Raw genomic sequence first — 26327 nt, 5'->3', positions numbered from 1 at the left:
TGTTAGAAATAAATGTGGCCACGTAAGCCTGCTACGAAATCAAAATCACCATCGAGACCGTCGCCTATTAGCAATTGAACATCGGGAGTGATTTGTAAGCCAAAGGGGGCTTGATAACGGTAGAAGGCTTCAAGAACCGCTTGAGTACGCCCTTTCTCTGAGGAGTGGCCGACTCCAGTTCCGATACCGATAAGGTCTTTTTCGCGCATGGTTTGACCGATGCCAACAACGCCCATCATATCGAGGTCTGTCTGCTGTCCTTGGCTGCTGGCGATACGAGCAAAAATTGAGCGATCAAGCCCAGTATAGTGTTGTTCGAAGGTGGCACTGAAGCCAAAATCTTCTTTGAGCTCGTCAGTGGCATCTGCACCCCAGAAGAGAAGCTGTAGGGAATTGCTCAGCTTTTCTTCATCTCCCCATTCGTAGTCAAATTGAAGACCGGTGAAGAGGTCGCTCGCGTTGAGATCGAAGTCTACTTGGGTTCCTGCTTTACTGGCCTGTACTTGAGTTAGTACACCAGTGAGGCTGAAGTGGTCGTTGACCTGCCAGCGAGTGGTTGCTCCAGCTCCAAAGCGAGGAAAGGCGACTGTTGGGTTTGTTGAAAAGACTCGGTTGAGGAAAGCGGTTTTAGCACTTCGAAGGGCATGCCCATCTATTCGGCTTTCCACGGTAATTTGACCGTAGCGTAGTTCGACTTTCCCTTGGTGAAAGACATGTTGAATGTAAAAGTCTGGAATTTCGAAACCACTGTTAGAGAAGCCGTCTGTGGTTCCTAGGATACTGCCGATGGGAAGGGCGAGCTCGGCGGCTGAAATGTCGAGAAGTTTATGACGTTGGCGGAAGCGAAACTTGAGAGAGAGAGAGCCATCGCTCTCCACACCCAATTTATTGAGTAAACGGCTAGGGTAAGTTTCGTCGACAAACACGTAGCGTCCAGAGAAAGCAGCTTCACCTGAACCACCACTTTCACCTTCGCCTAGAGCTCCTTGTACGAGGGCGCTGTAGCTTAGAGCAATGTCGAATCTATCTTTGCTAAAGATAGAACGAGAAGGGGTTTCGTTATTTTGGAGGCCACCAAGTGAGAGTGCGTCAGCTTCCCCCTTACTCGCAAGTAGTGGACTGGAAAGTAGAACGTATAGAATGGCGCTGTTTCGAAAAATTTGCACGCTAAAGTATTCTCTGAACGAGTGTCGCCACTTTGTCAATCTAGCTGTATCTAGAGTTCGTATAAACAATATTATTGAGATGTCTAAGATTGTGACATGTATTGTTTCAATTTCTCTCTAGTAATTCAGCTTATTCTACAGTATATCTTGAAATGACGTTAGCACACTTTTCTAACTAATTGTTAGTGTGTGTTATGACTATCGCTCTGGCTTTACTTATGCGCAAATTTTCACAGGTATTCTGTAGCTGTGTAATAGGTGTGTTCTGGTGACAGCACGAGTGAACAAAATGAATGGACGATAGATCCTAGTAATTTTTAATCCAAGAAAATATGAAAAAGACACTGAAAGCATTTAGCTTCCCTAAGTTGAGCGGAGCGAAATCCCTCGCCGGAGCAGTGCTCGCCGTCACCACTGTGATTATTAGCAGTGCTGATTACGCGGATGCACAGGATAAGAAGAAACCTAACATCCTAGTCATATGGGGTGATGATGTTGGACAGTCTAACATTTCGGCCTACACCAAAGGTGTGATGGGCTATACAACACCGAATATCGACCGTATTGCCAATGAGGGAATGATTTTTACTGATTATTACGGTGAACAATCGTGTACAGCTGGGCGTTCGTCATTCATCATGGGTCAGAGTGTGTTCCGCACAGGCTTATCTAAAGTGGGTTTACCAGGGGCAGATCTGGGGATGCAGGTGGAGGATATTACGATCGCCACAGCGTTAAAAGATCAAGGATATGCGACTGGCCAGTTTGGTAAGAACCACCTTGGTGATAAAGATGAGATGCTTCCTACCAATCATGGCTTCGACGAGTTCTACGGTAACCTTTACCACCTCAATGCGGAAGAAGAGCCTGAAAACGAAGATTACCCACGAGATTATAAACTTCCAGATGGTCGTACCTTCCTTGAAGCTTATGGCCCGCGCGGCGTAATCAAGTCCTCTGCAGATGGTAAGATCGAAGACACTGGCCCACTTACTAAGAAGCGTATGGAGACTGTGGACGATGACACCGTTGCACATGCGATCGATTTCATTAAGCGTGCTGAGAAAGCTGGAAAGCCATGGTTTGTCTGGTGGAGTGGAACTCGGATGCACTTCCGCACTCATGTCAGTGAAGAAAAAATGGCACAAATTAAGGAGCAATACCCTCACGCAGATGAGTACACTTGTGGTATGCTTGAGCATGATATGCACATCGGTGAGTTTCTCAAAGTGATCGATGAGTTAGGTATCGCGGATAACACCATCATCCATTATTCTACAGATAATGGTCCTCATTACAATACGTGGCCAGATGCAGCTTCTACCCCGTTTCGTGGTGAGAAGAATACCAACTGGGAAGGTGGCTGGCGTGTGCCATGTGTCGTAAAATGGCCTGGCGTGATTAAGCCAGGTTCTGTTTCTAACGGTATCGTTCATCACATGGATTGGCTCCCAACATTTGCAGCAGCAGCAGGCAATAAGACGATCAAAGAAGATCTCAAAAAGGGTTACAAATCCAAGGCGCTTGGTCGTGAGTACAAAAACCATCTCGACGGCTATGACCTTTCTGAGCACCTCGCTGATCCGCAAGCTGTGAAGTCTCCTCGTAAGGAAATTTTTTACTTCTCTGATGATGGCGACCTTACAGCTCTTCGATATGATGATTGGAAACTGATTTTCATGGAGCAAAAAGCAACTGGAACATTCCGCGTTTGGATGGAGCCATTTGTCCCACTCCGTGTCCCGCTTATTTTTAATCTTCGTCGCGACCCTTATGAGCGTGCGGAAGTAACATCGAACACTTACTATGACTGGTTGTTAGATCGTGCTTATCTTTTGGTGCCAGCTCAGGCTTATGTAGGTCAGTTCCTTGAGACATTTAAGGAGTTTCCACCACGTCAGAAGGCGGCTTCGTTCTCACTTGATCAAGTGATGGATAAGCTAACAACACCGGCTAAGAATTAATTCATTTTGTTTTATATATCGGGGTGCTTCTTTACTGTAGCATCCCGGTTTTTTATTTAGTTTCATACCTATACTTTATATTTTTTATGTCTTCACACGCGTCTATTAAGCAACTGCAAGAGTGCATGCAGTCTTCAATTATTGGACAGGAAGCAGTAGTTAAAAGCATTCTTCTTAGTCTTCTGTGCAATGGAAATATCTTGTTAGAAGGTCTTCCTGGATTAGCGAAAACGCGTGCGGTGAAGAGTCTTGCACAGCATCTCGTCGCAGACTTTAGTCGTATTCAGTTCACTCCAGATTTATTGCCATCTGACATTACAGGATCGGAAATGTATTTGGGAGAAGACTCAGCAGAGCGTTTTGCATTTAAGGCTGGCCCAATCTTTGCAAACATTGTGCTCGCAGATGAGGTCAACCGTGCACCTGCGAAGGTGCAAGCTGCCTTGTTAGAGGCAATGGAAGAACGCCAAGTGACAGTGGCAGGAGAGACGCATAAGATGCCACCGCTTTTTATGGTGATGGCTACTCAGAATCCGATCGAGCAAGAAGGCACGTATCCGCTGCCAGAAGCGCAGATGGATCGCTTTCTTATGCATATTTCGATCGATTACCCAAATGACGCAGATGAGAAGGCGGTGATGCGTTTGGTGCGTGGTGAATCTGCAGCCAATGCTCATGTGGCAGATAAGCTTGATGTGCCGCAGGAGGCTGTTTTTTCTGCACGTGCTGAAATTGATCAGATCGAGATTAACGATGCGATGGAGGAATACATTGTGTCGCTGGTGGCTGCGACGCGTAGGCCAGCAGATTTTGATGCTGACTTAAGCCGTTATATTCAAGTAGGCGTGAGTCCGCGTGGAACGATTGCACTCGATAAGGCATCGCGTGCGCACGCTTGGTTAGAAGGCCGTGCTAGTGTGACGCCTGACGACATCCGCGCAGTGGTTGGAGATTGTCTACGGCACCGTATTGGACTGAGTTATGAAGCACAGGCGGACGGTCTGACTAGCAATGATGTGATTGGTAAGATCGTCAAGTTGGTGGCAGTGGCATAGAAGAATTTAGTATTTAGCAAACGAGGTGGATTGGACGAAGATCAAGCGAGTGAGAGGTGAGAGCCCGGCGGATACGCAGGGGGTGTATGCGTCGCTTGAAGAGTTGATCCGTTTTCAGTTCTTGTCGCGTGATTTTTCATTTTTACCAAGTCAACCAGTGAATTCGATCCTGGCTGGTCGTTATGCATCGCGCTTGCGCGGGCGCGGCCTGAATTTCGAGGAATTAAGAAAATACCTCAGTGGCGATGATGTGAGGATGATCGACTGGAAGGTCACAGCGCGCACCCGTACACCATATGTGCGCGTGTACACTGAGGAAAAAGATCGCTCAGTTTTGGTCGTTTGCGATCAGCGCATGAACATGTTTTGGGGAACGCGTGAGAAACTGAAATCAGTGACGGCAGCACATGTGGCCGCGTTAGCAAGCTGGCGAGCCAACGCGGTGGGGGACCGTATCGGGGCAGTGGTTTTTAATGATGAAGAAATCATTGGGCATCATCCACGTCGCAGTCAGAAGAGTGTGATGACGGTGTTGAATTCGGTCGTAAAGATGAACCATCAGCTGCATGTCGACTCTGAGGTGGAGCCTAATGCATCGATGCTGAACGAAGCTTTAAAAAAGGCCGTCCAGCTCGCGACTCACGACATGTTAGTGGTGATTGTCAGTGACTTTGACGGGGTGGATCAGACGACCGAAAGGTTGACTAGCAAGTTGGCTCAGCACAATGACGTGATCGGTATTTTAGTGACCGATCCAGTGCGCGAAGCTCCTACGAGTCAGCGGGTGACTGCGAGTGATGGTAAGCTGCAGATTGAGCTACCATTTGATCGCAAAGCGATGCGTGAGAAGGTAGCTATGGACTATCGGGAAGAAAGTGAACAGATTGCCCATTTCCTACGGAAACTTTCAGCTCCATTGTTAGAAGTGAGTAATGAAGGTGATGTGGTCCAGCAGATCAGGAAGTTGTTAGGTATTGTTGTTAGGTGACACTGTGGAAGTGCTATTGGATAGATGAATGAATCACACGACATAAGCGATTTGCGAGATTTCGCCATGCCTTCGGCGCCGAGCTGGTGGCCCTTGGCTCCTGGCCTAAGTTTGCTCATCCTCGTGGTGTTATGGGTTTTACTGTGTGTGGCGTGGTGGTGGTACCAGAGGTGGAAAGCGAGTGCCTATCGACGTGCAGGGGCGCTGTTAGTGAAAGATGCGCAGAGTTTACGTGAGCTCTCGGTGGCGCTCAAGCGGGTGGCGATGGTGAGTTTTGGCCGTGAAGAGGTGGCATCACTCTATGGTGAGGAATGGGTGAAGTATTTGGAAGGACATTGCAGGGGTGTTAAGCTGACGCCATTAGTGAATGCTGGAAGTCAGCAAGTTAGTTCTGAGCTGCGTGCTCAGGCTAGTAAATGGATCAGGGGGCACCAATGTTAAGTTTTCTTTATCCGTGGGTCTTTGTGCTTGTTTTGCTTCCCCTAGTTTTGCGCATGGTTCTTCCAGTGTATCGTGAGCCGAGACAGGCAGTGCGTGTACCATGGTTCCAGCGCGTTGCTAAATTAGTTGGTGGCAAGCCTTCTGAGGGTGCAGTGATCATGCAGACGCGATGGTCCCAGCTGCTTTTTCGTTACGGTTTGTGGATTTTATTAGTAAGTGCGTTAGCGCGTCCGCAGTGGGTGGAGCCAGCTATTTCAAGGGTGACTCCAACGCGAGACTTGCTGCTGTTAGTGGATCTCTCGGGTTCGATGGAGACAAAAGATTTTACGAATAAAAAGGGTGAGCAGGTCGATCGATTGACGGCTGTTAAAGAGGTGTTAGACGACTTTTTGACGAGGCGTGACGGTGATAAGGTGGGTTTGATCGTTTTTGGTAACGCGGCTTTTGTGCAGGTGCCATTTACTCAGGATTTGAAAGTGTGCCGCCAGTTGCTGGATGAGACTGCGACACGGATGGCGGGGCCGCGTACGGCATTTGGAGATGCGATTGGGCTTGGTATCACTCTTTTTGAACGCAGTGAAAACGAGGACAAGCTGATGATAGCTCTCACGGATGGCAATGACACTGGGAGTAAAGTGCCGCCAGCGGAGGCAGCTTCGATTGCGAGTGATAAGGGGATTGTGATCCACGTAGTGGGAGTGGGTGATCCACAGGCGACGGGGGAAGAAAAGTTAGATGAAAAAGCTCTCGATGCTGTGGCGAAGAATACTGGTGGCCAATATTTTCACGCGAACAATCGCGAGGAGTTAGAAAACATTTATACGGAAATTGATCAGATGGGCACGCGGGAGGTCGAGAGTGAGTCGTACCGACCTAGACGCGACTTGTTTCATTGGCCGCTGGCTGCGTTTTTAATTCTTAGTGTTGGAGTGAGATGTTGGAAGTTGTTTGGTAGTTCTTTAAAGAGGCTAGAATCCTCTTCTACGGAAGGAGGGCAGCGTGGCTGATTTTCATTTTATACGGCCTTGGTTTTTATTGGCCTTGATTCCTGTTATTGGGATGCTGGTTCTCTTGTTTAGGCAGCAGAATGAGGGGGCAGCGTGGATGCGTATGATGGATCCGCGCTTGTTGAAACATTTGTTAGTCGATGAAAAGAAGCATAGCAGATGGAAACCGGTGCACTTGCTGGCAGCAGTTTGGGTGCTCTCCGTCTTGGCTCTCGCTGGTCCGAGCTGGCGCAAGCAAGCATCACCATTTGCTGATGACCAAGCGGGTTTGGTGATATTGCTTAAAATGAGCGGCTCAATGGAGGCAACAGACGTAGAGCCATCGCGTCTGGATCGCGCAAAGTTTAAAATGCGTGACTTGTTAGAATTGAGGAATGGCGCGGCAAGTGCACTGATCGTGTACAGCGGTAGTCCTCATTTGGTGATGCCTTTGACGAAAGATGATTCTATCATTTCGAGCATGGCGGAGGGATTGACACCCGATGTGATGCCGAGCGAGGGGGATGATCTAGGAGCTGCTATTTTGGCTGCTGAAACCTTGTTAAAGGATGCTGGGGTGCCTGGATCTGTTTTGGTGATTGCGGATGTGGTGGATCCTTCTCAAGCGGCAAGTCTCGCTAAAGTGGCTTCGAAATTGCCCGTGCAGTTTTTGACCATTCAGCCGGGTACATCGGCTGTCGACGCTGGACTGCAAGCTGCGGCAAAAGCGCGTGGAAGTGAAGTAATTAGCATGACGGAGGACGATGTGGATGTGCAGCGTGTAGCGAATTTAGCACAGAGTAAAATGCTCAATGTGGCCAGCGGAGATGGTAGTGAAGCGTGGAAAGATGCGGGTTATTGGTTCTTGCCAGTGATCTTACTAGGAGCGGGATTTTGGTGGAGAAAGGGGTGGCAGTTATGAGTGGCGATAGGAAAAAGTTCGCAGGAAAATGGTTCTCAATGGTTCTGCTGTTAGGTGTTGTTTTGTTGTGCCTTGGCAATGTGATTTTGGGGAATGGATTTGCGCTGAGGACGGCGGATCAAAAGGGCTACGCTGCATATAAAAAGGAGAATTTTAAGGGAGCGGCTGAGAAGTTTGCCGAGCCGATGTGGAAGGGGATTTCATGTGCGAAGGCGGGTGATTATGAGGAAGCTGCCAATGTTTTTTCAGGTATTCAGACAGCTGATGGCTTTTATAATTATGGCAACAGTTTGGTGATGTTAGGTAAGTATTCGGCCGCAATCGAAGTTTATGATAAGGCCATAGCACTGGGGCCAAATGAGGATGCGGAGGTGAATAGAAGGATCGCTGAGGCTAGGATGAAGGCTTTGGAGTTTGAGGGTGGAAACATGACGGGGGGAAAAATGGGGGCTGATGGAATTACTTTTGAAAAGGGCAAAGGGCCAGCGAGTGAAGACGCTGGTGAGGAGACTGTGCAGGGCGCAAAAATGGACGATGCGCAAATGCGAGAGGTCTGGTTACGGAAGGTTCAGACCAAGCCTGCAGACTTCTTAAAAGTGAAATTTATGTATCAAGACGCGGCAGCCGAACCGGAAGGAGATACGAATGAATAGCTGGATATCGCTTGTATTGTTGATTCCTGTATGCCTGCAGGCGGCTGATCCTATTGTTGTACGAACAAGTGTGAACCCGACTGAGGCGTGGCAAGGTCAACGCGTTGCATTAACCATCGAGGTTTTAGGGAAAGAAGGTTGGGCGCAGATACCTAACATACCAGCTCTGAAAGTGCAGGGGGCGTATGTGCTTCCTCCGCAGAGCCAAGGGGTACGGATGCAGGAGCAAATCGATGGCGCTGCGTATACGGGGCAGAGCTATGATCTCGCGGTCTACCCTCAAACGGGTGGGGCGATTCACATTCCAGAGACGAGCGTGCAAGTTTCTTTGAGTGCCTTTGGCAGTGGTTCAGCAAGCTCGACGAAGGAGGTGAAGTTACCTGCTCTCGAGTTCTCGAGTAAAGTTCCTCCCGGAGCAGAAGGAGTGCAGTGGTTAGTTAGTACAACTGAGTTTGAGGCGACCCAGAGTTGGTCTAGTGATGTTGAGCAAGTGAAGGTAGGGGGTGCATTGAAGCGCAAGATTACTCTGAGTGCGGCAGATGTTTCCGGGATGGCATTTCAGCCGATTGACTATCCTAAAATACAAGGTTTAGGCGTGTACCCAGCTGAGCCTACGGTTGAGGATGATTTTGATCGAGGGGTATTAAGTGGTAAACGAGAGGAAGAGGTGACCTACCTTTTTCAAGGAGCGGGAACAGCAGAGATCCCAGCCATCGAGCTGGTCTGGTGGGATGTGAAGAATGAGACGCTAGAGAAAGTAGTGTTAGAGGGGAGAAAAGTCACTGTGACGGGTGGTCCCTCAGCGAGCTATAAGGAGCTGCAGGAGGGAGGGCGTAACCAGAGGGTGCTTTGGTGGGCTCTGGCAGTTCTTCTAGGACTTGGGGGGACCTTTTTTTGGAAGAGGCAAAAGCTTCAAACTCTTTTTCAGAATTGGAAACGGCAAAGGGCTGAGCACGAGAAAGTGTATTTTGATCGATTTAGCCAAGCAGCAGGCAGTGGGGATATTCGCCATACGCAAGCTGCATTGATGCAGTGGTTAGACCGTATCAACACCAGCTCCACACCTGCCCAGTTAGAGCCATTTTTACAACGCTACACTGAGGGTGAGCACGATCTAGAAAGCCTGCTCCACCAGCCACGTGAACTCTATCAGCTGATGGTGCAGGCCAGAAAAACGTGGCTCAAAGCGGAGAAGAAGCGCGTGAAGGTGGAAGCACTTCTACCAGAGCTGAATGGTTGACAGTCTGTTAGGTAAAAGGCTAAAGACTAGACATGTCTCGTTTTAGTCGTTTGGGTAGCCTCGTATTTTACATTGTTTTCTTGTCCTTATTTCAAGGTCACTTGGTGGCTGCTGAGCAAGTACTCCAATTGCTCGGTCCAGAGGGTAAGCCTGCTATAGGTGTAGACGTGTTTGTGTATCGATCTGCATACGGTTCTACGACTCAAGAGAAAATCACAGCCGGTAAAAGTGATATACTTGGGAAATTTTCGTTTGATCGACCAGCTGCTCTAAAAGAGGAAAGGGATTGTTATACAATTTTGGTGGAGTCAGATGAATTCGGTCTTAATTTTTTCAAGCAATATAAATGGGAAGCTACAGAGGAACTAAGATTGAGAGAGAATAGTGAGACCCTGAGTCTTAGGTTTGTAGATTCTGATGGGAACCCTGTAAGAGGATTGAAATTCTCATTAGCGTACCTCTTTCTAGCAGAGACTCTCAACGCAAATTATCGTAATAGCCACTTCCTTATGATGGAAGATCACACATCTTCTTTATCGAAGGTTTCCGATAAGAATGGGGAGCTAAAGTACTCGGGTTTACCCAAGGGAAGCTTTGTGTACCTTAACCATAACGACCCACGATTTGCCAAGTTAGCGGGGCGAAAAAGCTACAAGTATATGTTGCAAACTAAAGCAGCCCTGCAGCAAGTGACATTGCTTCCGGCTGCAAAAATTGTGGGTAAAGTAATTGGTATGGATGGTAATCCAATTTCAGGAGTGGAAGTGAGTTGTCTGACTAATTACCAGCCAAAATATGATGGTTGTGGGGGAACGACTATAACTACCGAGGATGGTGTTTATGAAATTGGTCAATTGCGCTCGAATAGCTATTCATTGAAGGCTGAGTTGAGTGAGAAAATGCAGGTGAACTATGTGGCTCCATTGTTGAGCATTAGCCTCAATGAAGGTGAGATCTCTACAGGGCATGACATACGCCTTGAAGAAGGTACACTCGTGCAAGGCTGTGTGCGCGATAAAGCAAGTGGGAAAAAGTTATCTGTTCAAAATGCAGTAGTAAGTGTGGCCCCTATGCCACAACTTTCTCCAGTTCAGTTACGCAGAGTGGATTTTAAGACTGATGGGTCGTACGCAGTGCGAGTTCCAATGGGTAGGCATATACTCTATACTGGTGCAAGATTAGATAAGTACGACCATTCCTCAATAGAGCATCTTACAATGGATGCCAAATCAAGAGGTAGCATACTGCATGATTTTGAAATGGAACCCAAACTTGATTCACACTTTGTAACTGGAAAGGTGGTTGACCAAGAGGGGAATGCGGTTGCTGACGCTTTAGTCAAAGGAGCGGGAAGGGATTGGGGTCATAGTTTTCCTTCAACCAAGACGGATAGCTCTGGCTCGTTCCGTTTCTATGTAGGTAGTAGAAATGGTAAAGATTGGCTTGGAGTTTTCGCAATGACTGAAGATCTGATTTCTGCTGTGAAAAAGGTTGAGCGAGGACATGAGTATCAAATTGAAGTGAAGCCTAAGGCGAGCCTGACAGGACGACTTGTAGACGGAAAAGGGAAAGCACTATCAGATGTATTGATTAGATATAATCTAGTGGGTTACTATCAGGGTGACGAAGCTGCACCAGAAGCGAAGACAGATACTGAGGGGAAGTTCACATTACCAAGAGTATTTCCAGATTTGAAAGCACGAGTGGAATGCCAAAAGAATGGTTTTAAGCCAAATTGGTACACATTGCCGGTTTTGAGCGTTGGGCAGTCGTATGAGCTTGGTGATATTGTTATGCAAGGAGAAGGGAGCTTGAAGGTTTCAGGAAGGGTTATCGACCGCAATGGCAAACCACTTGCTGCTATTATTGAAAGCAGAGGTAAGAATCAACATGGTCACCACTTACGATCAGAGGTGGATGGTAGTTTTGAATTAGATAAATTTGTAGAAGGTAAGGTCTATGTTTCTGCTCGGGATACAAAGTACAAGTCATACCGAGAAATTGCAGGTAAATGGGTGAATGCAGGAGAGACTGATGTTGTATTGCAGTCGAAGCTGGATGCTCCGTCTGAATCAGTGAAAGGCAAAGTGGTGGATGCTGATGGGAGGCCGCTCAGTGGAATAGTTGTAGAAGTTTCTGAGATACACCAACCGAGGCTTGAAGTCACCACAGATAAGGAAGGATTGTTTCATATGAAAGGACTCTATCCAGGTTGGTTGGATATTAAGTTGAAACGTTCATTGAGTGATAAAGAGCCTCTGACAGTGAGGACAAAGACAGGTTTGGATGGAGAAGTCTTCGAGTTCATCAAGGAAGCTAGAGTTGATTATGAGAGCTTGCCTGAGAACCATAATTGGATTGGTAAAAAAGCACCTGAAGTCGAAGCCGAGCATTGGATCAACTCTCGGTCTTACGCTGCGACCAATCATGGGAAGGTTCGTATTATCGATTTTTGGAATATCTCTTGTGGGCCATGTGTGTCGAACCTTCCTAAAATCGAGAAATTCTGGAAGGAGAATAAGGGTCGAGACCTCGAGTTAATCCTCCTGCATAGCCATATCCGCCAGGATGAATTCTTGGATTTTTTAGCAAATCAGAAAAAGCGTAATCTGGAATATAACATGCCGATTGCTTTTGAGTCAAAATTGCACCCCACACGCTGCACTTTTCAACCGAGGGCGGCCCCGACGTATTGTGTAATCGACCAACATGGCGTCGTACAATATTTTGATTCAGGTGATTGGAATGGGGCAAAGAAGAAAGCTCTGGATCTTCTAGAAGCAATGGAGAACTAAGAAGTTTGGCTACTAATTAGTAGTAGTCGAGAGGCTCTTGTTAGGACTGCTGTTGCGTAGTTAGTGTATCCCCATGGAACACGTCACGATTATAGCCACGAGTTTGAATGGAGATTCTAAATCACAGCAACTCGCGCGTATTTTTCAGAGAGAATTGGGAACGGTGAGCTCCGAGTTGGTTGATTTGAGAGAGCTTTCTTTGCCGCTGGCTGGGACCGAGGAAGCGTGGAGTTCAGAGGAGGCTGCTCAGCTAAAGCAGGCAATCGAACGTGCGAGCCACGTGGTGTTTGCGGTGCCGATTTATTGCTATGATGTGAATGCGGCGGCTAAGAATGTGATCGAGCTGGTGGGGCGAGCGCTAAGCAAGAAAGTGGTGGGCTTCCTCTGCGCAGCGGGTGGCGAGAATAGCTACATGTCGGTGATGGGCTTCGCTAATCATCTGATGCTGGATTTCCGCTCGGTGATTTGTCCACGCTATGTCTACGCCTCTCCCTCAAGCTGGTTAGAAAACGGAGAGCTTGATACTGCACTGCTAGAACGCATCCAAACCTTGGTGGATGATTTGTCAGAAATTCAAGTGGGTTCCTCCGCGTCCGCTTGTTAGGATGCTGCCTTAGGCGGCGCTGGGGATGAGGAAGTGTTCCCAGTCGGGGATGTTGAGGTGGTTTTTGAGGGTGAGGGTGATCGGAACGGGCGGTGGAGTGATCGGGCGTTTGATGAGCTTAAGGCCGGCTTCGTCAGGAGTGCGGTCACCTTTGTCGGAGTTGAGCCGGCGTTCGGCGAGCACGCAGTTCTCCCAGGAGGTGGCGCCGCCGCGGGACTGGGGGATGACGTGATCGATGCTGGCTTCGCTCGGCCGGAGGACACGACCAGAATACTGGCAGCGGCCGCCGTCGCGCATCCAGAGGTTTTTGATGCAGAACTTTGGACGGAAGATGGGGACTTTGGAGAAGTCGCGTAAAACGATGACCGTAGGAACGCGAATGGCACCATTTGAGGTGCCAATCTTTCTGTCTCTGGGTCTAATGGGGAGCTTCATCCAATCGCTCAAGGGGGTGGGTTGCATTCGCTCAGAGTTCTCGATGTCGAGAGCATTAGCGTTGTCGGTGGCCAGGTGGGCGAAGGCGTCCGCGGGTGAGATAATCGAGATCGCCTGCCATTGACGGTTCAACACGAGGACGCATTTTTCGTGGATAGAGTTTATATTCATTGGATTACAACTATTTCACTTATCTAAACTAGTAGAGGGATCGTAAAAATTCTGCAATCTTGAAATGCGAAAAAGTGGTGAAAATATTGTAACTTAGCCAGATTACTGACTATTTACATTCAGTTTGTTACGTGTGGGTGGCCGTGATTGTTAGAGGTACATAGGTGCTTCAGAGTGCCATTCATGGTGGATGTTTTCCATCAGCAAGGCGTGGTCAAATTCTATGGATCCTTGGGGGAAGATAGACTGGTCGTTGTAATATGAGGATTCCAGATGGAGAGTTTCCAATGAAGAAACTTTCCAGTCGCGGATGTTGAGAAATAGGCCGTCGAGCTTTTTGCCATCGGGCCGAGCGGAGTAGCCGATGTTGCCAGCTTCGAAAAATTTTGATGCCTCAGTGATGGAGCGAAAGATTGAGGAGCGAGGAAATTGTTGGGATTTGGTGACATCCATTTTTACTAGGGGAGTGCTGGTGTCAGTTGGCTGAATCGTCAACTTGATGGTATTTTCTGTCGAGGAAACGTCGAAGCTGGAATGGTGGTGGACTCCTGGGAATAGGCGCCCACCCGCGAGTGAATTGAGCATCGAGTCGGTGTCTCTGCGGGGAACATAGACTCCTTCTTGGGTGTTTCCGTTGGGGTCTTGCCAGGTTACGGCGATGCGGTGGGCTGAGTTCTCACTCGAGATACCGATGAGGGCGGGGAGGCCTTTGGGGCGGATGTGTTCTAGGCGAATGAGGCAAATTCCGGCGATTGCTTTTCCATGAATGAGCTTTGGTGAAAAAGGCGGCGGGAGAAGGTTTTGTATGACATCTGGGTCGACTCGGTAATTGAGGAGGATGCGTCTGCGAATGCTCCCGGTGATAATGGGGATTTTCATGGTGGGAGTTCTATGGACGCTCTAGGTATTCTCTGGCGGCTTTGAGAATTTCAAGGCTGTTAGGTGAGTCGGAGTGGACGCAGGCGGTGAGGCAGTCGTAGTGATTCGGGAAGTGAATGATCGTGCCATCGTGGGCGGTGAGGGTATGGGTGTGCTTGAGTTGCTCGAGCCGGTCGACGATGAGGTTGGCATCGGTGATGAGCGCGTCTGGATGGGAGCGTTCTAGCAGCTGACCGTTGGCTTGGTAATGGCGGTCGAGAAAGATTTCTGGCAGGATGGGCATTCCGCGTTCTTCGGCAGCCTGGGCGACTTCTCCTCCTGCGAGGCAAACGATGGAGATGAGGCAGCGATTTCGGACAAACTCGAGAAAGGCTTGGCGGAAGGTTTCGTCTGATTCGGTGAGGTGGTAGAGGGCGCCGTGGAGTTTGATGTGGTTGAGGTCGGCAGCGTGGATGTAACGCTGAATTTGAATTTCTAACAGCGATGTGAAATTGTCGACGGAAAAATGGTCTGGGAGAGTGCGGCCGCGTGATCCGTCGGTATCAGCGACACCTGGGTGGGCGCCGGCGCTGACGGCAATGGGTTTCTGGGATTCGGCTAACTGCTGGCAATGGGCGATGGTGTCGGTGGAGCCGGCGTGGCCGCCGCAGGCGATGTTGGCCATGTGGAGGTAGGGCATGAGGGAGGCGGTTTGAGCGGGGGATTCCCACTCGCCGAGGTCACAGTTGAGGAAGATTTCGGGCATAGAAAAGTGTTTTGTTAGAGGTGTGAAATTTTAGGTGAAATTGAGTGACCGCGCCACTCGTTGAAATGGATCTTTTGGTGGGCGTGTTGTTGGACGAGCCATGAGAGGTCGTCTGGGTGAACGCGGGCTAGAATGGGGTAGCCGCCAACGGTGGGGCCATCGTTGAGGGTGACGATGGGTTCGCCATTGGGTGGAATCTGTACTGAGCCGACGAGTGTGGGAGTACTATAGATACTGTGGTTGTGAGATAAAGTGTTAGATCCTGTTAGGCGATAGCCAGTTCGGTCGGAGCGAGGGCTGACTATCCACTCGGTTCGCAGGAGATGGAGCCAGTCCTGTTCTTTAAAAAGATTGGCATGCGGACCTTTGATGAGACGAAGAGGTGGAGGACTGGAGTAGTCACGCTGTTTGGCAAGGGGGAGGAATCGGCTGTCAGCACATGAGCTTGCAGGGGGCTGGGAGGTGTTTGCTCTGAGTTCTGAGTCTACAGTGATGTCTTGTCCAAGGTCGGAGCGTTGGTGGCGCGAGCTGCTGCCAAAATATTGAGCTGCTTGCCAGCCGCCGGCGATGGCAAGGTAGGACCAGACGCCGTGAGGGTTGGGATTGAAACGGAGAGTTTCTCCTTTTTTAACAAAGCGGGCAGTGTTGCGAGGAAGCTCTGGACAGGCACAGCCGCCGGTGTGGGCGAGCCAGCAATTGGCGGTGATTTCGATTTCTGCACCTCCGAGTGCGATTTCAAGTACGGTATCGGTCGGGAGGTTGTGGACGAGGGTGTTGGCGGCTTGGGCTGCGTATGCATCCATGGTGCCAGCAGGTGCTACACCGTAGTTGAGCCAGCTATTTGCATCCACTCTCCCTTGATCTTGGAAGCTGATACCGGCTCCAATTTTCCTAACAATGGCAATTGTCATGCGCTGAGTGGGTTGAAGCGAAGCGTGTCTCCAGGGCGAAGGGTGAAGGCTGATGCGTCTGAGCCATGTTTATCAAAGAGTGAATGATCTGTGTTGCCAAGCCAGTTCCAGCCGCCTGGGCTTGGGATGCTGTAAATGCCTGCGTGGGCTGCGCCGATGGCAACGGCTCCTGCAGCCATTTTCGGGCGCGGTGAAGAGCGGCGTGGAAGATGGAGTTTGGGGTCGAGACCGTCGAGGTAGGCGAAGCCTGGGGAGAAGCCTAGAAAGCGCACGGTGTAGAGTGGTGCGCTGTGGAGTTCAATGATGTCCCGTTCACTGATATTGGTTAACTGAGCGACTTCTTGCAGGTCTGGGCCATTGTAGAGGACAGGGATGTCATGGTGTGTCGGTAGGAGAGTGGTGGAGCTGCTGCTAGATAGGCAGGTGTCGATTTGTTGTTTTAACGCGTGCTCTTCGATATTACCATCGGTACGGATGAGGAGGCTTTCGTAGCCTACTACCGTCTCGCAGATATGTGTTATACTGAGATTTTTTTGAAGGCAGGTTAGCGCTTGGACACAATCGGATGTGTCAAAGCTCAGTAGCCAATCACCGAGGCCGTAATGTAGGAGTTGGTAGCTCAGTTTCACTCTCCAACACTGTTCGGTCTCTGAGGAATTTCTCAAGCGAAAAGCAGAGGAGCTGGTAAGAAATAAAAAACCCGACACCGATGAAGGTGCCAGGTTTTAAAATGTTCTCTCTAGCTAAATGCTATTCGTCTTTACTTGCGGCGGCGCAAAATAAGAGTCATTCCAGCGAGGCCAAGAAGTGCTGTGGCACTTGGTTCTGGCACCGCAGTGGTGACTACTAGTTCGGGAGCGTTGGTACCTGTAGCTGAGTCAAATAGCTTAGCAGTATTTGATGACCCTTCAGCTGCTTGAATGGCGAAACCGAAGTGAGTCGATTGGTCATTTTTCCAGTTTTGAACGACCGAGGTTACGTCCACTTCGAACCATTGATTCGTGCCATCAGTGGAAAGGAGTATATCACCGATAACAGTACCTGTTAACTGAGCGTAGTCAGTTTGACTTCCAGAAGCTGGATCGAATGCTGCGTCTAAGGCGTAGAGTGTGGCCGAACCCCATTTATAAGCTCCGCCATTGCTATCAGTACGGTAGATGCGGAAGGTTGCATTACTTACATTATCAGGATCAGCGAAAACTGCGCTGAGATCAAACTGGAGAAAGCTACGGTAGCGTGCTGTGCCAGTTTTATTACCTGGAACACCAGCTTGGAGAGTAGCGGTGTCGATCAGGGTGTCTTGAGCATTGTTTGCAATGGTGAAATCTGAGTCGCTGGCAGTACCGATGCCTGTGGTGTCTACGTATGTCGTGATGACTGCCGCATGAGCAGCATTGGCGATCAATAGCGCGGCAGCAGTGGATAGTATTTTTTCCATGAATGTGATTTGTTGAGTTCAATGATGGGGAGTTCAACTTGGTGCTGAATGAATATGAGTTCCCAAAATTCAGATGATGGTACATGGTTCTAGTGAATCTGTCCCCACACAGGTGTGTAGTGTCAGCCGGTTTTTTTCTTAATGAATTTTCGATTTACCTACTCCTTGTGGATCTCAAAAGAAGAGTGGTGATATGGAGAGGCAGGCGGTAGATTCTGAGCCGTGAAGGGTATTCCGAGAGTATTTTTAGCACTAGTGCTAGTGGCAATTTATCAGCTTATTTGGGCTCCGATGCTATTCGGAGCTCAGTGGGATTCTTTTTCAATAGCAACTCTAGAAAAGAAGCTGGAGTTGATCGACAGAGAGCTTGAGCAGCTTGCGAGTTATAGTTTACGCAGTGGGACAGGCGCTGTTGGTTACAAGTCAGCTCCACATAATGAGCCGCAGAACCAAGAATGGGTGCGTGTTGATCTGGGCGGAGAATTTCGAATTGATCAGATTGTGTTGGTGCCAATGATATGGCGTAATACAAAGTTAGGTTTGAGAGCAGAGGGCTTTCCTAGCGATTTTACAGTTGCTGTGGGAGCTGAGGGTGGTGAAGTAGAAATCGCACGATTTTCTTCGAGGGGTAAACAATTACCACGCCTAGCGCCACTGGTGATCGATTTCGATCCAATTTGGGCTTCGTGGGTTAGGGTCGATGTTACTGGGCTGTCAGAACGCGGGTGGGATGGTCGATATGCCTTCCAGCTTTCGGAACTTATGATTTTCAGTGGTTTGGAAAATGTGGCACTTCATCAGGAGGTTAGCTTTGAGACATCTTTACGTAGAAATGAATCTCGTCATGAACGATTTCTCGTAGATTCTTTTGTTCCATACCTCATGGATTCCTCGCATGGTGACAAAAGTCAGGCACTTATTTTACGTAGTGATGACGAGGATCAACAGGCCGCCATGCTGATTGATCTCGGGGAGGCTCAAGCTATTAATCAGATCAATTTACATACTGTAGATCTCAGTCACACAGTTCCTGAGGCTGTACCGAGTGATCATTCGACTCCGCCTCATATACGTGTGGTTGCGGCAAATTCAGCTGATTTTAGTGATGGAGTTGAGCTGTTCGAATACGAGCAAAAATCGATTTACGATGTTGGGCCCATTATTAGCCGACGTTTCCCTCTAACTAGATGCCGTTATTTGCGGTTTGATCTTTTAAAATTTCAGCCTAATGCCGCATTCAATAACAGAAAATTTAACGCAGGGTTTGCCGAAATCGAAGTTCTCTCATTTGGTAAAAATGTGGCTCTTGGAAAATCTGTAGATGTTACAGGATTTCCAATACGTGCATCTCGATTGGGGCAAGTCACCGATGGTAGGAATTACTATGGAGATATATTACCATTGAGAGAGTGGATGGGGCAATTGGCTCGGAGGCATGAATTAGAGGTGGAGCGTCCCTTAGTTCTCGCGGAGCTGAACCGTCGATACATTCGACAGCGGAAGAACTTGAATCTGATGTACTGGATTGTGGCGTTCTTGATCGCTGGCACCATTATATTGGTGCTGATAGGGAAGAATATTAGACAACGTGCAGCGTATCAGATGCGTGAACGTATAGCCGCAAATTTACATGATGAGTTGGGGGCAAACCTGCATGCAATAGGTCTCCTTGGTGATCTCGCTAATGATGAAATCGAAGAAGTCGAATCTCGCGAAGAATTTAAAGAATTATCTGAAATAGTGGGTGAAATTCGTGACGTATCTCAGAAAACAAGTGATTCAGTACGTTATTGTATGAATATACTAGGAGAGTCTGGAGAAGATGAGAACGTGCTGAGTGAGATGAAATTAGTAGCTCAGCATGTGTTGGTAGACTTGGAACATGTAGCATATATTGATGAAAGTATTTCACTGAAGAACTTACCACGGAGAATAAAAATGGATGTGTACCTTTTTTACAAAGAATGCTTGATAAATATCATTCGACATTCTGGGGCAAGTAGAGTCACTACTCGCCTTAGTAGCCTTCGGAATGGGATTCAATTGAGTGTAGCAGATAATGGGAAAGGGGGGCTTTCTCAAGTTCCTCCTTCACTCAGACGGCGCGCACGTTTATTGGGCGAGAAAGTATCGATAGAAGAGACTGATGGAGGCGGTACAACAGTGATACTGAAGTACCAATCCAAGTTGTTAGGTTTAATTAAGCTAGGAAAATAATATGGGCGAAGAAATTTCAATTATACTTATCGAAGATAATGAAAGTTATCGCAATGTGATTAAGCGTGCTCTGAATCGAGCTTCGGTAATGAAGCTATTGTGTCAGTTTGGTACTGCCGAAATTGCATTACGCACGCTACGGGACGACCCTCCTTCACCTACTGTTGATGTGGTATTACTCGATTTGAACTTACCTGGGATGAGCGGCTTGGAAGCTTTGCCTTATTTCCGGCAGTCTTTACCTGATGCAAAGGTCATCATTCTTACGCAATCAGATAAAGAAGCTGATGTGCTAGGGTCTATAGCGTTAGGAGCGTCTGGTTACTTATTAAAATCAGCTTCGAATAAAGAAATTAAAGAGGCTATCCATACGGTTATGGGCGGTGGAGCCTCGCTAGATCCTAAAGTGGCTCAATTTATATTGAAAACCCTAGAGCATAAGCCATTAAAAAAAGAGGAAACAAGTTTCCTAACAGATAAGGAACTTCAGGTTCTTACACTTATCAGTGAAGGGTTAGAGCAAAAAGAGATTGCTGCAGAGTTAAGTGTGAGTCGCAATACGGTAGCGTTTCACATCAAGCATATATACGAAAAACTTGATGTGCAAAACGCTCCTTCAGCCGTTGCCCAAGCATTTAAAAAGGGTATTTTTAACCTCGATTGAGCATGTGATTTACTAGATGGAATTGTGTGTGGGACGGGTACAAATTATTCATCTACTACAGTTCCGTGGGCGGTGACTTTGTCGATGGCGGCAATGGTGTTTGAAGTCTTTGTCGTGCCGCGCCCCCATGCGTAGATACGTATTTCGGTGGCGGTAGTGATATTTTCCAGAGTACTGTCTGTTAGGTCGACTATTACTCCATCAAATGCACCTTCGAGTGGGCTGTAAACGCTGGTTACTTGGAATTCTCCACCGATAAGGTTCCCGGCCGCGTCAGTGACTGCGTATTCGTCAACGCTAGTCGTTTTTTTCTTTGCAGCTAGGAATGTTAGTGTGGTGAGTTGTAAATATTTTCCTGGATCAGGAGTCAGGGTGAAGCTCACATAATCAGCCCCAGCGTAGGCATTGGAAAAGCTAGTAGTGGTGGCGTCAATGACCTGAATCCCGACAGAGCCTAGTGTAGATGGACTTCCAAATTCTACATCGTGTGCATTCAACCCAGTGTTGTCTCCTGATGCCGTTGGTAAAGAAATGTCCATTGGCGAGGTGAAGGTGCTGGCACTGAGACCAGATGCAACGACTGTCGCAGTACTGGAGCCAGCGTCGAAATCATAGCCGGCGAGTATTTCAGGAATGACTGTGATGGTGAGGTTTATGGAATCTGTTCCGCCATTACCATCAGAGACTTGAATATTCCAGATGTTTTCCCCTTTGTCAGCGAAGGTAGGTGTGCCGCTGAGTGAGCCGTCTGTTGCGACTGTGAGCCAGCTCGGGCCACTGAGAGCGGTGTAGTTGAGTGTGTCACCGTCGATGTCACTAGCGGTGCCGCTGAGTGAGCTATTGAAGACATTGTTGGCTAGAATGATTTCATCGAGTGGTAGGCTGTCGAAGAGGGGGGCATCGTTCACTGCATTTACGGTGATACTTACAGTAGCAGTGGTTTGCTCGGTTCCGTCGTCTACAATGTAGCTAAAGGAGTCAGAACCATTGAAGTTGGCAGATGGTGTGTACGTTAAATGTGGGATAGTGCCTGTTAAGGTGCCACTGATGGGGTTGGAGGAAAGAGAGAAGCTTATGCTGTCACCTTCTATATCAGAACCGCTAAGGGTGATCGATACAGAGCTGTCTTCATTGACACTTGCTGTTGAAGTGCTAGCAACTGGAGGGTCATTCACCGCATTGATAGTGATACTGACGGTAGCGTTTACGCTATCTGTTAGTCCGTCATTAGCAGTGTAATTGAAGGAATCAGATCCATGGAAATTTTCATTCGGCGTATAGATCAAATGGGGTGCAGTTCCGCTGAGAGTGCCATGTGCTGGGTTAGAAATGACGAGGAAGCTAAGGTTATCTCCATCGAGATCATCGCCAGTGAGTTCTACCGCTAATGTCGTATCTTCATCCATCGACGCAGATTGTGAATTGGCCACAGGGGCGTCATTCACGGGATGGACTGTGAGGTTTACAGTTGCTGGGTAGCTTTCAGAAGTGCCATCATTGACTGTGTAGGTGAATGAATCTGAACCGTGGAAGTTCGCATTTGGTGTGTAGCTCAGGTTAGGGAATGTGCCACTGAGCGAGCCGTTATATGGCTGAGTTTGAACCGTATAGCTGAGGCTGTCACCTTCGGGATCAGTTCCTAAGAGTGTGACCATGGTCGAGTTATCCTCGTCGAGTGACTGACTTACTTCATTGGCCTCAGGGGCGGCATTGTATTCTAAACTCATGTGCTGGATCGCTTTTCCACCGCCATTATCGTCTCGAGCATAGGCAACGACATGGTAAGATTTGCTGAGATCAAAGCCGCCAGCGATGACGCCGGATGCTTCTTCAATGCCATTGATGGAATAACTCCATACGCCATTGGGCTCGATTTCGATTTCTACTATGTGGGACTCACGCGTTTCGAATTGGCTGCTTTCATCAAATTGCACATTGTCACCAGACTTATCTAATACTGTGAGTGCTGAGCCATCGGTGAAGTTGAGGCCTTGGGCTGCGCCACCTCCATTAGCAACGATGTTTACGCCTAGGCTGTAGACATTACTTTGATTAAAAAATGGGTTTCCACCCGAGTATGTGGTCGGATCAGTGTCGTCGCTGACGAGACCAAAACTAAGCATATGGGCATTGTCTGAAGCAATGGATCCAGTGGTATATCCAACAGTGAGTTTAAAGCCTCCATTCGAACGATATGCGTTAGTAGAGTATATAATGGCACTATTGGAGTGGCTAGTACCGCTGTTGTTATAACCTATTGGATTATTTGTAGCTGCTTGTGACCAATTGGCTCCACCTGAAATTGTGCGGTTTGCCCAAGCTAGATGTTCACGAGCGATCATGGTGGTAAACGACCAGACATCGCCTGTGACAACGGAACTGTCTTCTAGGACTGTGTCTACGCGCCAATAATAAGTAGTATTATCCTCAACTGTGACAAATTCTGAGAGAGTCACGATGTTTTCTGCTGCGACTTTATTAGTCAGAAACTGGAGCGCATTTGGATCAGTCCCGAAATAAATATTCGCGCTGACACCATTGAGGCCGATGAGATACATCAAGTCGGTATCAAGAACTACGTATTGGCCGTTAGCACGTGGAACAGGCACGGAGGCCTGTTCATCTTGGCGCCCTGGGAGCCAGTAATGATTGTCACCATATTCATATGCACCGATGTCTGGAGCGCTGCCGAGGTAGCCTGCAGTGACATCAATAGTCTCTAATAAGGTAGTGTTTGTGAGATCTCCAAAACTGGAAATGGATTCTCTAGTGAGGTTCACAGTCGCCCCTTTATCAATGAGGTATTCGTCGCCATTGGCATCTAACTGACCTGCGCGTGGTCTGAAGTCATGGTTATCAGGGTCGCGTAAAAGCGCGCGCATACTGGTTGGGTTTTCTGAGCCAGCAAAGTTGTTGGACTCGATTCCTGTGGGGAGCCCTCCTGCGTCGTTATAGAGGTCGGCAGCATTATTTTTACTGATGGTATTCGCATTGCCACCATTGCCTGCTCCAATTGCCAGACCAGACCAATTGTATATAGCTGTGTTGTTGTAGTTCTCGTGGTAGTCTCCTTTGAGATGTGCTCCATCGGAAACCGCGACTGTCTTTATACGGTTTGACATGAGTACGTTACGATAAAAGTTAGCATAGACTCCTCTAAGTGGGTTGTTATCTCCATCCCAGCGGAAGTCACGCTGCCAGTTATCTAGCATCCAGTTATTGCGTGCGACACAGCCAATGACTTGTTCGAGTGGTGTCTGGAATGCAGCACCATCTTGTTCGCGGCGTGCACAATCGGTGTGGTAGTTGTATTCGTAAGTAGTGGGGCGACCTTCAAACTCGTTGTAGAGTGTGGTGATGATACCTTGGCCACTACCGGCAGTAATGATTGAATTTCGGCGATACATTAAATCGCGAGCTCCTGTGATAGTTAGAACGGCTTGAGTCTGGGTGAATGGCACATTCGGATCGCCTTTATCTGGTGATACACACGCGTAATCGATTTCCTGGAAGAGGTTATTTTCGATGAGCATGTTTTCCATGTTATCTCCCCAGAGCGCCGCTCCATCTGCTTTTTCAAAGGTGCAGTTATAGATTGTCACATTTTCACATAGGTCTGCGGTGGAGCCATTAAAGTGCGCGGTGAGTGGTCTAACGACATCGCCGAGTGAGCGACGTGATGATACGTGGTATTTGGAGTCGCTATTCTGAATGGTGATATGATCGGAAGATTCGAAGTGAAACGTGGAGGCGAAGAAGTCGATGCCATCGATCACTAGATGCTTCGTGTCGGCATCTCCTGTGAGGGAGTAGACTTTATCTTTGATGAAAAACTGGCGGCCTGTAGGGTCTTGGCCATCGTCAGCCCAGAGGTAAAGTGTATCGGTTGATTCGTCATAAGACCATTCTTGTGCTGTATCTAGCAGCTTACGGTCAGCATTGTTGAGCCCTCCTTCGAAGAAATATGGGCTGGTATCTTGCTTATAGATACTCACATTGTCGTAAGAAAAAGTATCTGTTCCAGCTGTGTGATTTTCTACCAGTCGAGCGTAGGTAATATGCGCACCTAGTGTCATCACGGCTACACAGTCATCGTAGGAAATCCCAGTACTCGAGAGAGCTGAGTCGATCAGATTACCATTGGTCGATCCCGCATCTTGCGCAAGTAGGCTACCGCGCCAAACGGAATCAGAAAATGAGAGTGCGTTAGGATAACGAGCGAGTGTCATTAATTCACCATCGACAAACAGTTGGGTTACGTCTTGAGAGACAGTTGCCTTGTAGACATTTCCTACATCCTGTTGCCAAGTTGGTGTGATTTTTACGGTTCCGTCGAGCACTACTTGCTCACCATCTTTTGCTTTGATAGTGATCGGGAAGCCTTTTTCTCCTGCGATTCCAGCAAGGTTGATCGTTTCATGATAAGTGCCACCTCCAATATACAATGTGCTGTTAGGCTTTAGTTGGTCTACGGCGTGTTGAATACTGGCAAATGGTTCAGCTTCGGTGCCCGGGTTTGTATCGTCGCCATTGACAGATACATGATAGTTCGAACCGACAGTGAGGGTACGGCCGTGTAGTGTGATGTTGTCAATGGCGGCTAGGGTATTGGCAGTAGTTGAGGTCTCACGTCCCCATGCGTAGATGCGGAATTCTGTGGGCTCGGTGAGGTACTCGTAGTCAGTGCCAGTAAGGTCAGCAGTCACTGCATCGTAACTACCGGTGAGTCCTACTACATTAGTGATCGACGAGGGGCTACCGATGAGATTGCCAGCTGCGTCGGTGATAGCGTACTCATCTACTGAGGTGGAGGCTTTTTTGGTTGCTTTAAATGCGATACCAGAGAGCTGCATCCCCACACCAGCATCTGGTGTGACGGTGAAGGTAACATAATCATTTCCAGCTACCGCATTTTCGAAGGAATTCGTAGTAGCATCGTTCACCCCTATGCCGACGCAACCGAGTGTGCTCGCATTGGTGAATGCAACACCGAAGCCATCGTCACCCGTGTTATCACCTACATTTGTTGGAAAAGAAATAGCCATTGGTGATGAGAGTTGGCTCGCGCTGAGACCTGGGACAACTTCTGTGGCAGCACTTGTGCCAGCGTCGAAATCATAGGCGACAAGCACCGTGTCTCCGATGGATCCATTTAAGACGACCTTATCTAGCATGGCTAGCGTGCCACTTGTGTTACTGGTTCCTCGACCCCATGCGTAAATGCGCAATTCAGTGGGCTCGGTGAGGTTTTGAAATTGAGCATCTGTTAGGTCGACATTGATGCCCTCGTAGGTAGTTGTGTCGCCGATGGAGGTAATCGTAGCTGTTGAGCCGATTGGATTTCCCAGAGCATCAGTCACAGCATATTCATCTACCGAGTTTCCATTTTTTTTAATTGCCTTGAATGAAAGGCTGCTGAGATTGAGTGTTTGGCCAAAATTGGGAGTGACGGTGAATGAAAGGTAATCATTGCCAGATACTGCGCTTTCAAAGCTATTAGTGGTGGCATCGTCGACACTGATACCAATGGTTCCTAATGTGCTTGTGTCGCCAAGAGCATTTCCATCAGCATCGAGCCCACTGTTGTCGCCAAGCGTGGTGACGAAATCGATATTCATTGGTGAACTTAAGGTACTCACTGTGACCTTTGAAGATGCAATGGTTACTTCGCTCAAGTCGGAAGTATTGGCATTAAAATCATAAGCGGCAAGCACCTCCGCTTGTGCTGTGACTGTAACGAATAGGGTAGTGCATAGAATGCACGAACTGACTGATATCATGTGTGTAGAGTGAGTGGATTTCTTATATTTATCGCAAATATAAATAAGACGAGTCGGATCTGCGATTCTAGCGAAGGTAGAGAATTGTATAGTTGAGTCAAGAAGACTCGGATGTTTCGGCCATATGTTAGAAGTGAAAGAATGACAAGAGTAGCAGAAAATATTGCATCTTTGGTAAGTGCTGGATGATGCCTATATGCGTGCCAAGCGTGGCACTGGCGAGAGTTCAATTAGCATTATCGTGGAGCTTGGAGTGAACCTAAGTAAAGTGTA

Annotated in this window: 20 protein-coding genes; 12 read left to right on the top strand and 8 right to left on the bottom strand. The window is 48.2% G+C overall.

What is annotated here, in order from left to right:
* Window positions 1-2: 2 nt before the first annotated feature.
* Complete coding sequence (locus ACFPK9_RS09145) at window positions 3-1166, bottom strand: carbohydrate porin (RefSeq protein WP_377094561.1); 1164 nt, start codon at window positions 1164-1166, stop codon at window positions 3-5.
* 332 nt (window positions 1167-1498) lie between these two features.
* On the opposite strand from ACFPK9_RS09145, the gene ACFPK9_RS09140 reads away from it, so the two are divergent.
* The 10 genes from ACFPK9_RS09140 (at window position 1499) to ACFPK9_RS09095 (ending at window position 12814) form a co-directional block, all read left to right on the top strand.
* Window positions 1499-3130, top strand: coding sequence for an arylsulfatase (locus tag ACFPK9_RS09140; protein ID WP_377094560.1), 1632 nt, complete (start codon window positions 1499-1501; stop codon window positions 3128-3130).
* 86 nt (window positions 3131-3216) lie between these two features.
* Window positions 3217-4185, top strand: a complete 969-nt coding sequence (locus ACFPK9_RS09135) for an AAA family ATPase (protein WP_377094558.1) — start codon at window positions 3217-3219, stop codon at window positions 4183-4185.
* A 25-nt stretch (window positions 4186-4210) separates the two neighbouring features.
* Entirely contained in the window at window positions 4211-5173 is a 963-nt protein-coding gene (locus tag ACFPK9_RS09130) for a DUF58 domain-containing protein (protein ID WP_377094557.1), read from the top strand.
* A 24-nt stretch (window positions 5174-5197) separates the two neighbouring features.
* Window positions 5198-5614, top strand: a complete 417-nt coding sequence (locus ACFPK9_RS09125; RefSeq protein ID WP_377094555.1) for a DUF4381 domain-containing protein — start codon at window positions 5198-5200, stop codon at window positions 5612-5614.
* A gap of 53 nt (window positions 5615-5667) precedes the next feature.
* Window positions 5668-6621: a VWA domain-containing protein gene (locus tag ACFPK9_RS09120; protein WP_377094554.1), complete on the top strand. Its 954-nt coding sequence runs from the start codon at window positions 5668-5670 to the stop codon at window positions 6619-6621.
* On the top strand, window positions 6614-7522 hold the full coding sequence (locus tag ACFPK9_RS09115) for a vWA domain-containing protein (protein ID WP_377094553.1): 909 nt from the start codon (window positions 6614-6616) through the stop codon (window positions 7520-7522). The genes ACFPK9_RS09120 and ACFPK9_RS09115 overlap by 8 nt, the downstream gene beginning before the upstream one ends.
* The gene (locus ACFPK9_RS09110; protein ID WP_377094552.1) at window positions 7519-8175 is read left to right on the top strand and encodes a tetratricopeptide repeat protein; all 657 of its coding nucleotides are present in this window, start codon (window positions 7519-7521) and stop codon (window positions 8173-8175) included. Before ACFPK9_RS09115 ends, ACFPK9_RS09110 begins: the two co-directional genes overlap by 4 nt.
* Window positions 8168-9415, top strand: coding sequence for a BatD family protein (locus ACFPK9_RS09105; RefSeq protein ID WP_377094551.1), 1248 nt, complete (start codon window positions 8168-8170; stop codon window positions 9413-9415). The genes ACFPK9_RS09110 and ACFPK9_RS09105 overlap by 8 nt, the downstream gene beginning before the upstream one ends.
* A gap of 32 nt (window positions 9416-9447) precedes the next feature.
* Complete coding sequence (locus tag ACFPK9_RS09100) at window positions 9448-12210, top strand: hypothetical protein (protein ID WP_377094550.1); 2763 nt, start codon at window positions 9448-9450, stop codon at window positions 12208-12210.
* 73 nt (window positions 12211-12283) lie between these two features.
* Window positions 12284-12814, top strand: coding sequence for an NADPH-dependent FMN reductase (locus tag ACFPK9_RS09095; protein WP_377094549.1), 531 nt, complete (start codon window positions 12284-12286; stop codon window positions 12812-12814).
* Window positions 12815-12823: 9 nt separating this feature from the next.
* Here ACFPK9_RS09095 and ACFPK9_RS09090 read toward each other — a convergent pair whose 3' ends face one another.
* From ACFPK9_RS09090 to ACFPK9_RS09065, 6 genes are all read right to left on the bottom strand, one after another.
* A complete protein-coding gene (locus ACFPK9_RS09090; RefSeq protein WP_377094548.1) occupies window positions 12824-13420 on the bottom strand; it encodes an HNH endonuclease in 597 nt (198 codons plus the stop codon).
* Between the two features lie 150 nt (window positions 13421-13570).
* Window positions 13571-14299 carry a DUF2071 domain-containing protein gene (locus tag ACFPK9_RS09085; RefSeq protein WP_377094547.1) on the bottom strand — a complete coding sequence of 243 codons (729 nt, stop codon included), beginning with the start codon at window positions 14297-14299 and terminating at the stop codon, window positions 13571-13573.
* Between the two features lie 10 nt (window positions 14300-14309).
* Complete coding sequence (locus tag ACFPK9_RS09080; protein ID WP_377094546.1) at window positions 14310-15044, bottom strand: LamB/YcsF family protein; 735 nt, start codon at window positions 15042-15044, stop codon at window positions 14310-14312.
* A gap of 14 nt (window positions 15045-15058) precedes the next feature.
* The gene (locus ACFPK9_RS09075) at window positions 15059-15955 is read right to left on the bottom strand and encodes a 5-oxoprolinase subunit C family protein (RefSeq protein ID WP_377094545.1); all 897 of its coding nucleotides are present in this window, start codon (window positions 15953-15955) and stop codon (window positions 15059-15061) included.
* The gene (locus ACFPK9_RS09070; protein ID WP_377094544.1) at window positions 15952-16584 is read right to left on the bottom strand and encodes a 5-oxoprolinase subunit B family protein; all 633 of its coding nucleotides are present in this window, start codon (window positions 16582-16584) and stop codon (window positions 15952-15954) included. The genes ACFPK9_RS09075 and ACFPK9_RS09070 overlap by 4 nt, the downstream gene beginning before the upstream one ends.
* 131 nt (window positions 16585-16715) lie before the next feature.
* Complete coding sequence (locus ACFPK9_RS09065; RefSeq protein WP_377094543.1) at window positions 16716-17393, bottom strand: DNRLRE domain-containing protein; 678 nt, start codon at window positions 17391-17393, stop codon at window positions 16716-16718.
* Between the two features lie 222 nt (window positions 17394-17615).
* Here ACFPK9_RS09065 and ACFPK9_RS09060 point away from each other — a divergent pair, with 222 nt between their 5' ends.
* Window positions 17616-19610: a hypothetical protein gene (locus ACFPK9_RS09060; protein WP_377094542.1), complete on the top strand. Its 1995-nt coding sequence runs from the start codon at window positions 17616-17618 to the stop codon at window positions 19608-19610.
* 1 nt (window position 19611) lies between these two features.
* Window positions 19612-20274 (top strand): response regulator, encoded by a 663-nt coding sequence (locus ACFPK9_RS09055; RefSeq protein WP_377094541.1) that lies wholly within the window; start codon window positions 19612-19614, stop codon window positions 20272-20274.
* Window positions 20275-20318: 44 nt separating this feature from the next.
* Here the strand turns inward: ACFPK9_RS09055 and ACFPK9_RS09050 are convergent, their stop codons facing one another.
* On the bottom strand, window positions 20319-26054 hold the full coding sequence (locus ACFPK9_RS09050; RefSeq protein WP_377094539.1) for a tandem-95 repeat protein: 5736 nt from the start codon (window positions 26052-26054) through the stop codon (window positions 20319-20321).
* Window positions 26055-26327 lie beyond the last annotated feature (273 nt).

It is taken from the genome of Rubritalea spongiae (assembly GCF_042652385.1).
Lineage (GTDB): Bacteria > Verrucomicrobiota > Verrucomicrobiia > Verrucomicrobiales > Akkermansiaceae > Rubritalea > Rubritalea spongiae.
The sequence above is the reverse complement of the archived record's forward strand: the minus strand, read 5'-3'. Positions and strand labels throughout refer to the sequence as shown.

Bases quoted from the DNA above. Each gene is read 5' to 3' on its own strand.
- ACFPK9_RS09125 (WP_377094555.1), top strand. From the start codon at position 5,198: ATGAATGAATCACACGACATAAGCGATTTGCGAGATTTCGCCATGCCT.
- ACFPK9_RS09120 (WP_377094554.1), top strand. From the start codon at position 5,668: ATGGTTCTTCCAGTGTATCGTGAGCCGAGACAGGCAGTGCGTGTACCA.
- ACFPK9_RS09095 (WP_377094549.1), top strand. From the start codon at position 12,284: ATGGAACACGTCACGATTATAGCCACGAGTTTGAATGGAGATTCTAAA.
- ACFPK9_RS09085 (WP_377094547.1), bottom strand. From the start codon at position 14,299: ATGAAAATCCCCATTATCACCGGGAGCATTCGCAGACGCATCCTCCTC.
- ACFPK9_RS09100 (WP_377094550.1), top strand. From the start codon at position 9,448: ATGTCTCGTTTTAGTCGTTTGGGTAGCCTCGTATTTTACATTGTTTTC.
- ACFPK9_RS09080 (WP_377094546.1), bottom strand. From the start codon at position 15,044: ATGCCCGAAATCTTCCTCAACTGTGACCTCGGCGAGTGGGAATCCCCC.
- ACFPK9_RS09140 (WP_377094560.1), top strand. From the start codon at position 1,499: ATGAAAAAGACACTGAAAGCATTTAGCTTCCCTAAGTTGAGCGGAGCG.
- ACFPK9_RS09135 (WP_377094558.1), top strand. From the start codon at position 3,217: ATGTCTTCACACGCGTCTATTAAGCAACTGCAAGAGTGCATGCAGTCT.
- ACFPK9_RS09055 (WP_377094541.1), top strand. From the start codon at position 19,612: ATGGGCGAAGAAATTTCAATTATACTTATCGAAGATAATGAAAGTTAT.
- ACFPK9_RS09065 (WP_377094543.1), bottom strand. From the start codon at position 17,393: ATGGAAAAAATACTATCCACTGCTGCCGCGCTATTGATCGCCAATGCT.
- ACFPK9_RS09050 (WP_377094539.1), bottom strand. From the start codon at position 26,054: ATGATATCAGTCAGTTCGTGCATTCTATGCACTACCCTATTCGTTACA.
- ACFPK9_RS09110 (WP_377094552.1), top strand. From the start codon at position 7,519: ATGAGTGGCGATAGGAAAAAGTTCGCAGGAAAATGGTTCTCAATGGTT.
- ACFPK9_RS09105 (WP_377094551.1), top strand. From the start codon at position 8,168: ATGAATAGCTGGATATCGCTTGTATTGTTGATTCCTGTATGCCTGCAG.
- ACFPK9_RS09075 (WP_377094545.1), bottom strand. From the start codon at position 15,955: ATGACAATTGCCATTGTTAGGAAAATTGGAGCCGGTATCAGCTTCCAA.
- ACFPK9_RS09090 (WP_377094548.1), bottom strand. From the start codon at position 13,420: ATGAATATAAACTCTATCCACGAAAAATGCGTCCTCGTGTTGAACCGT.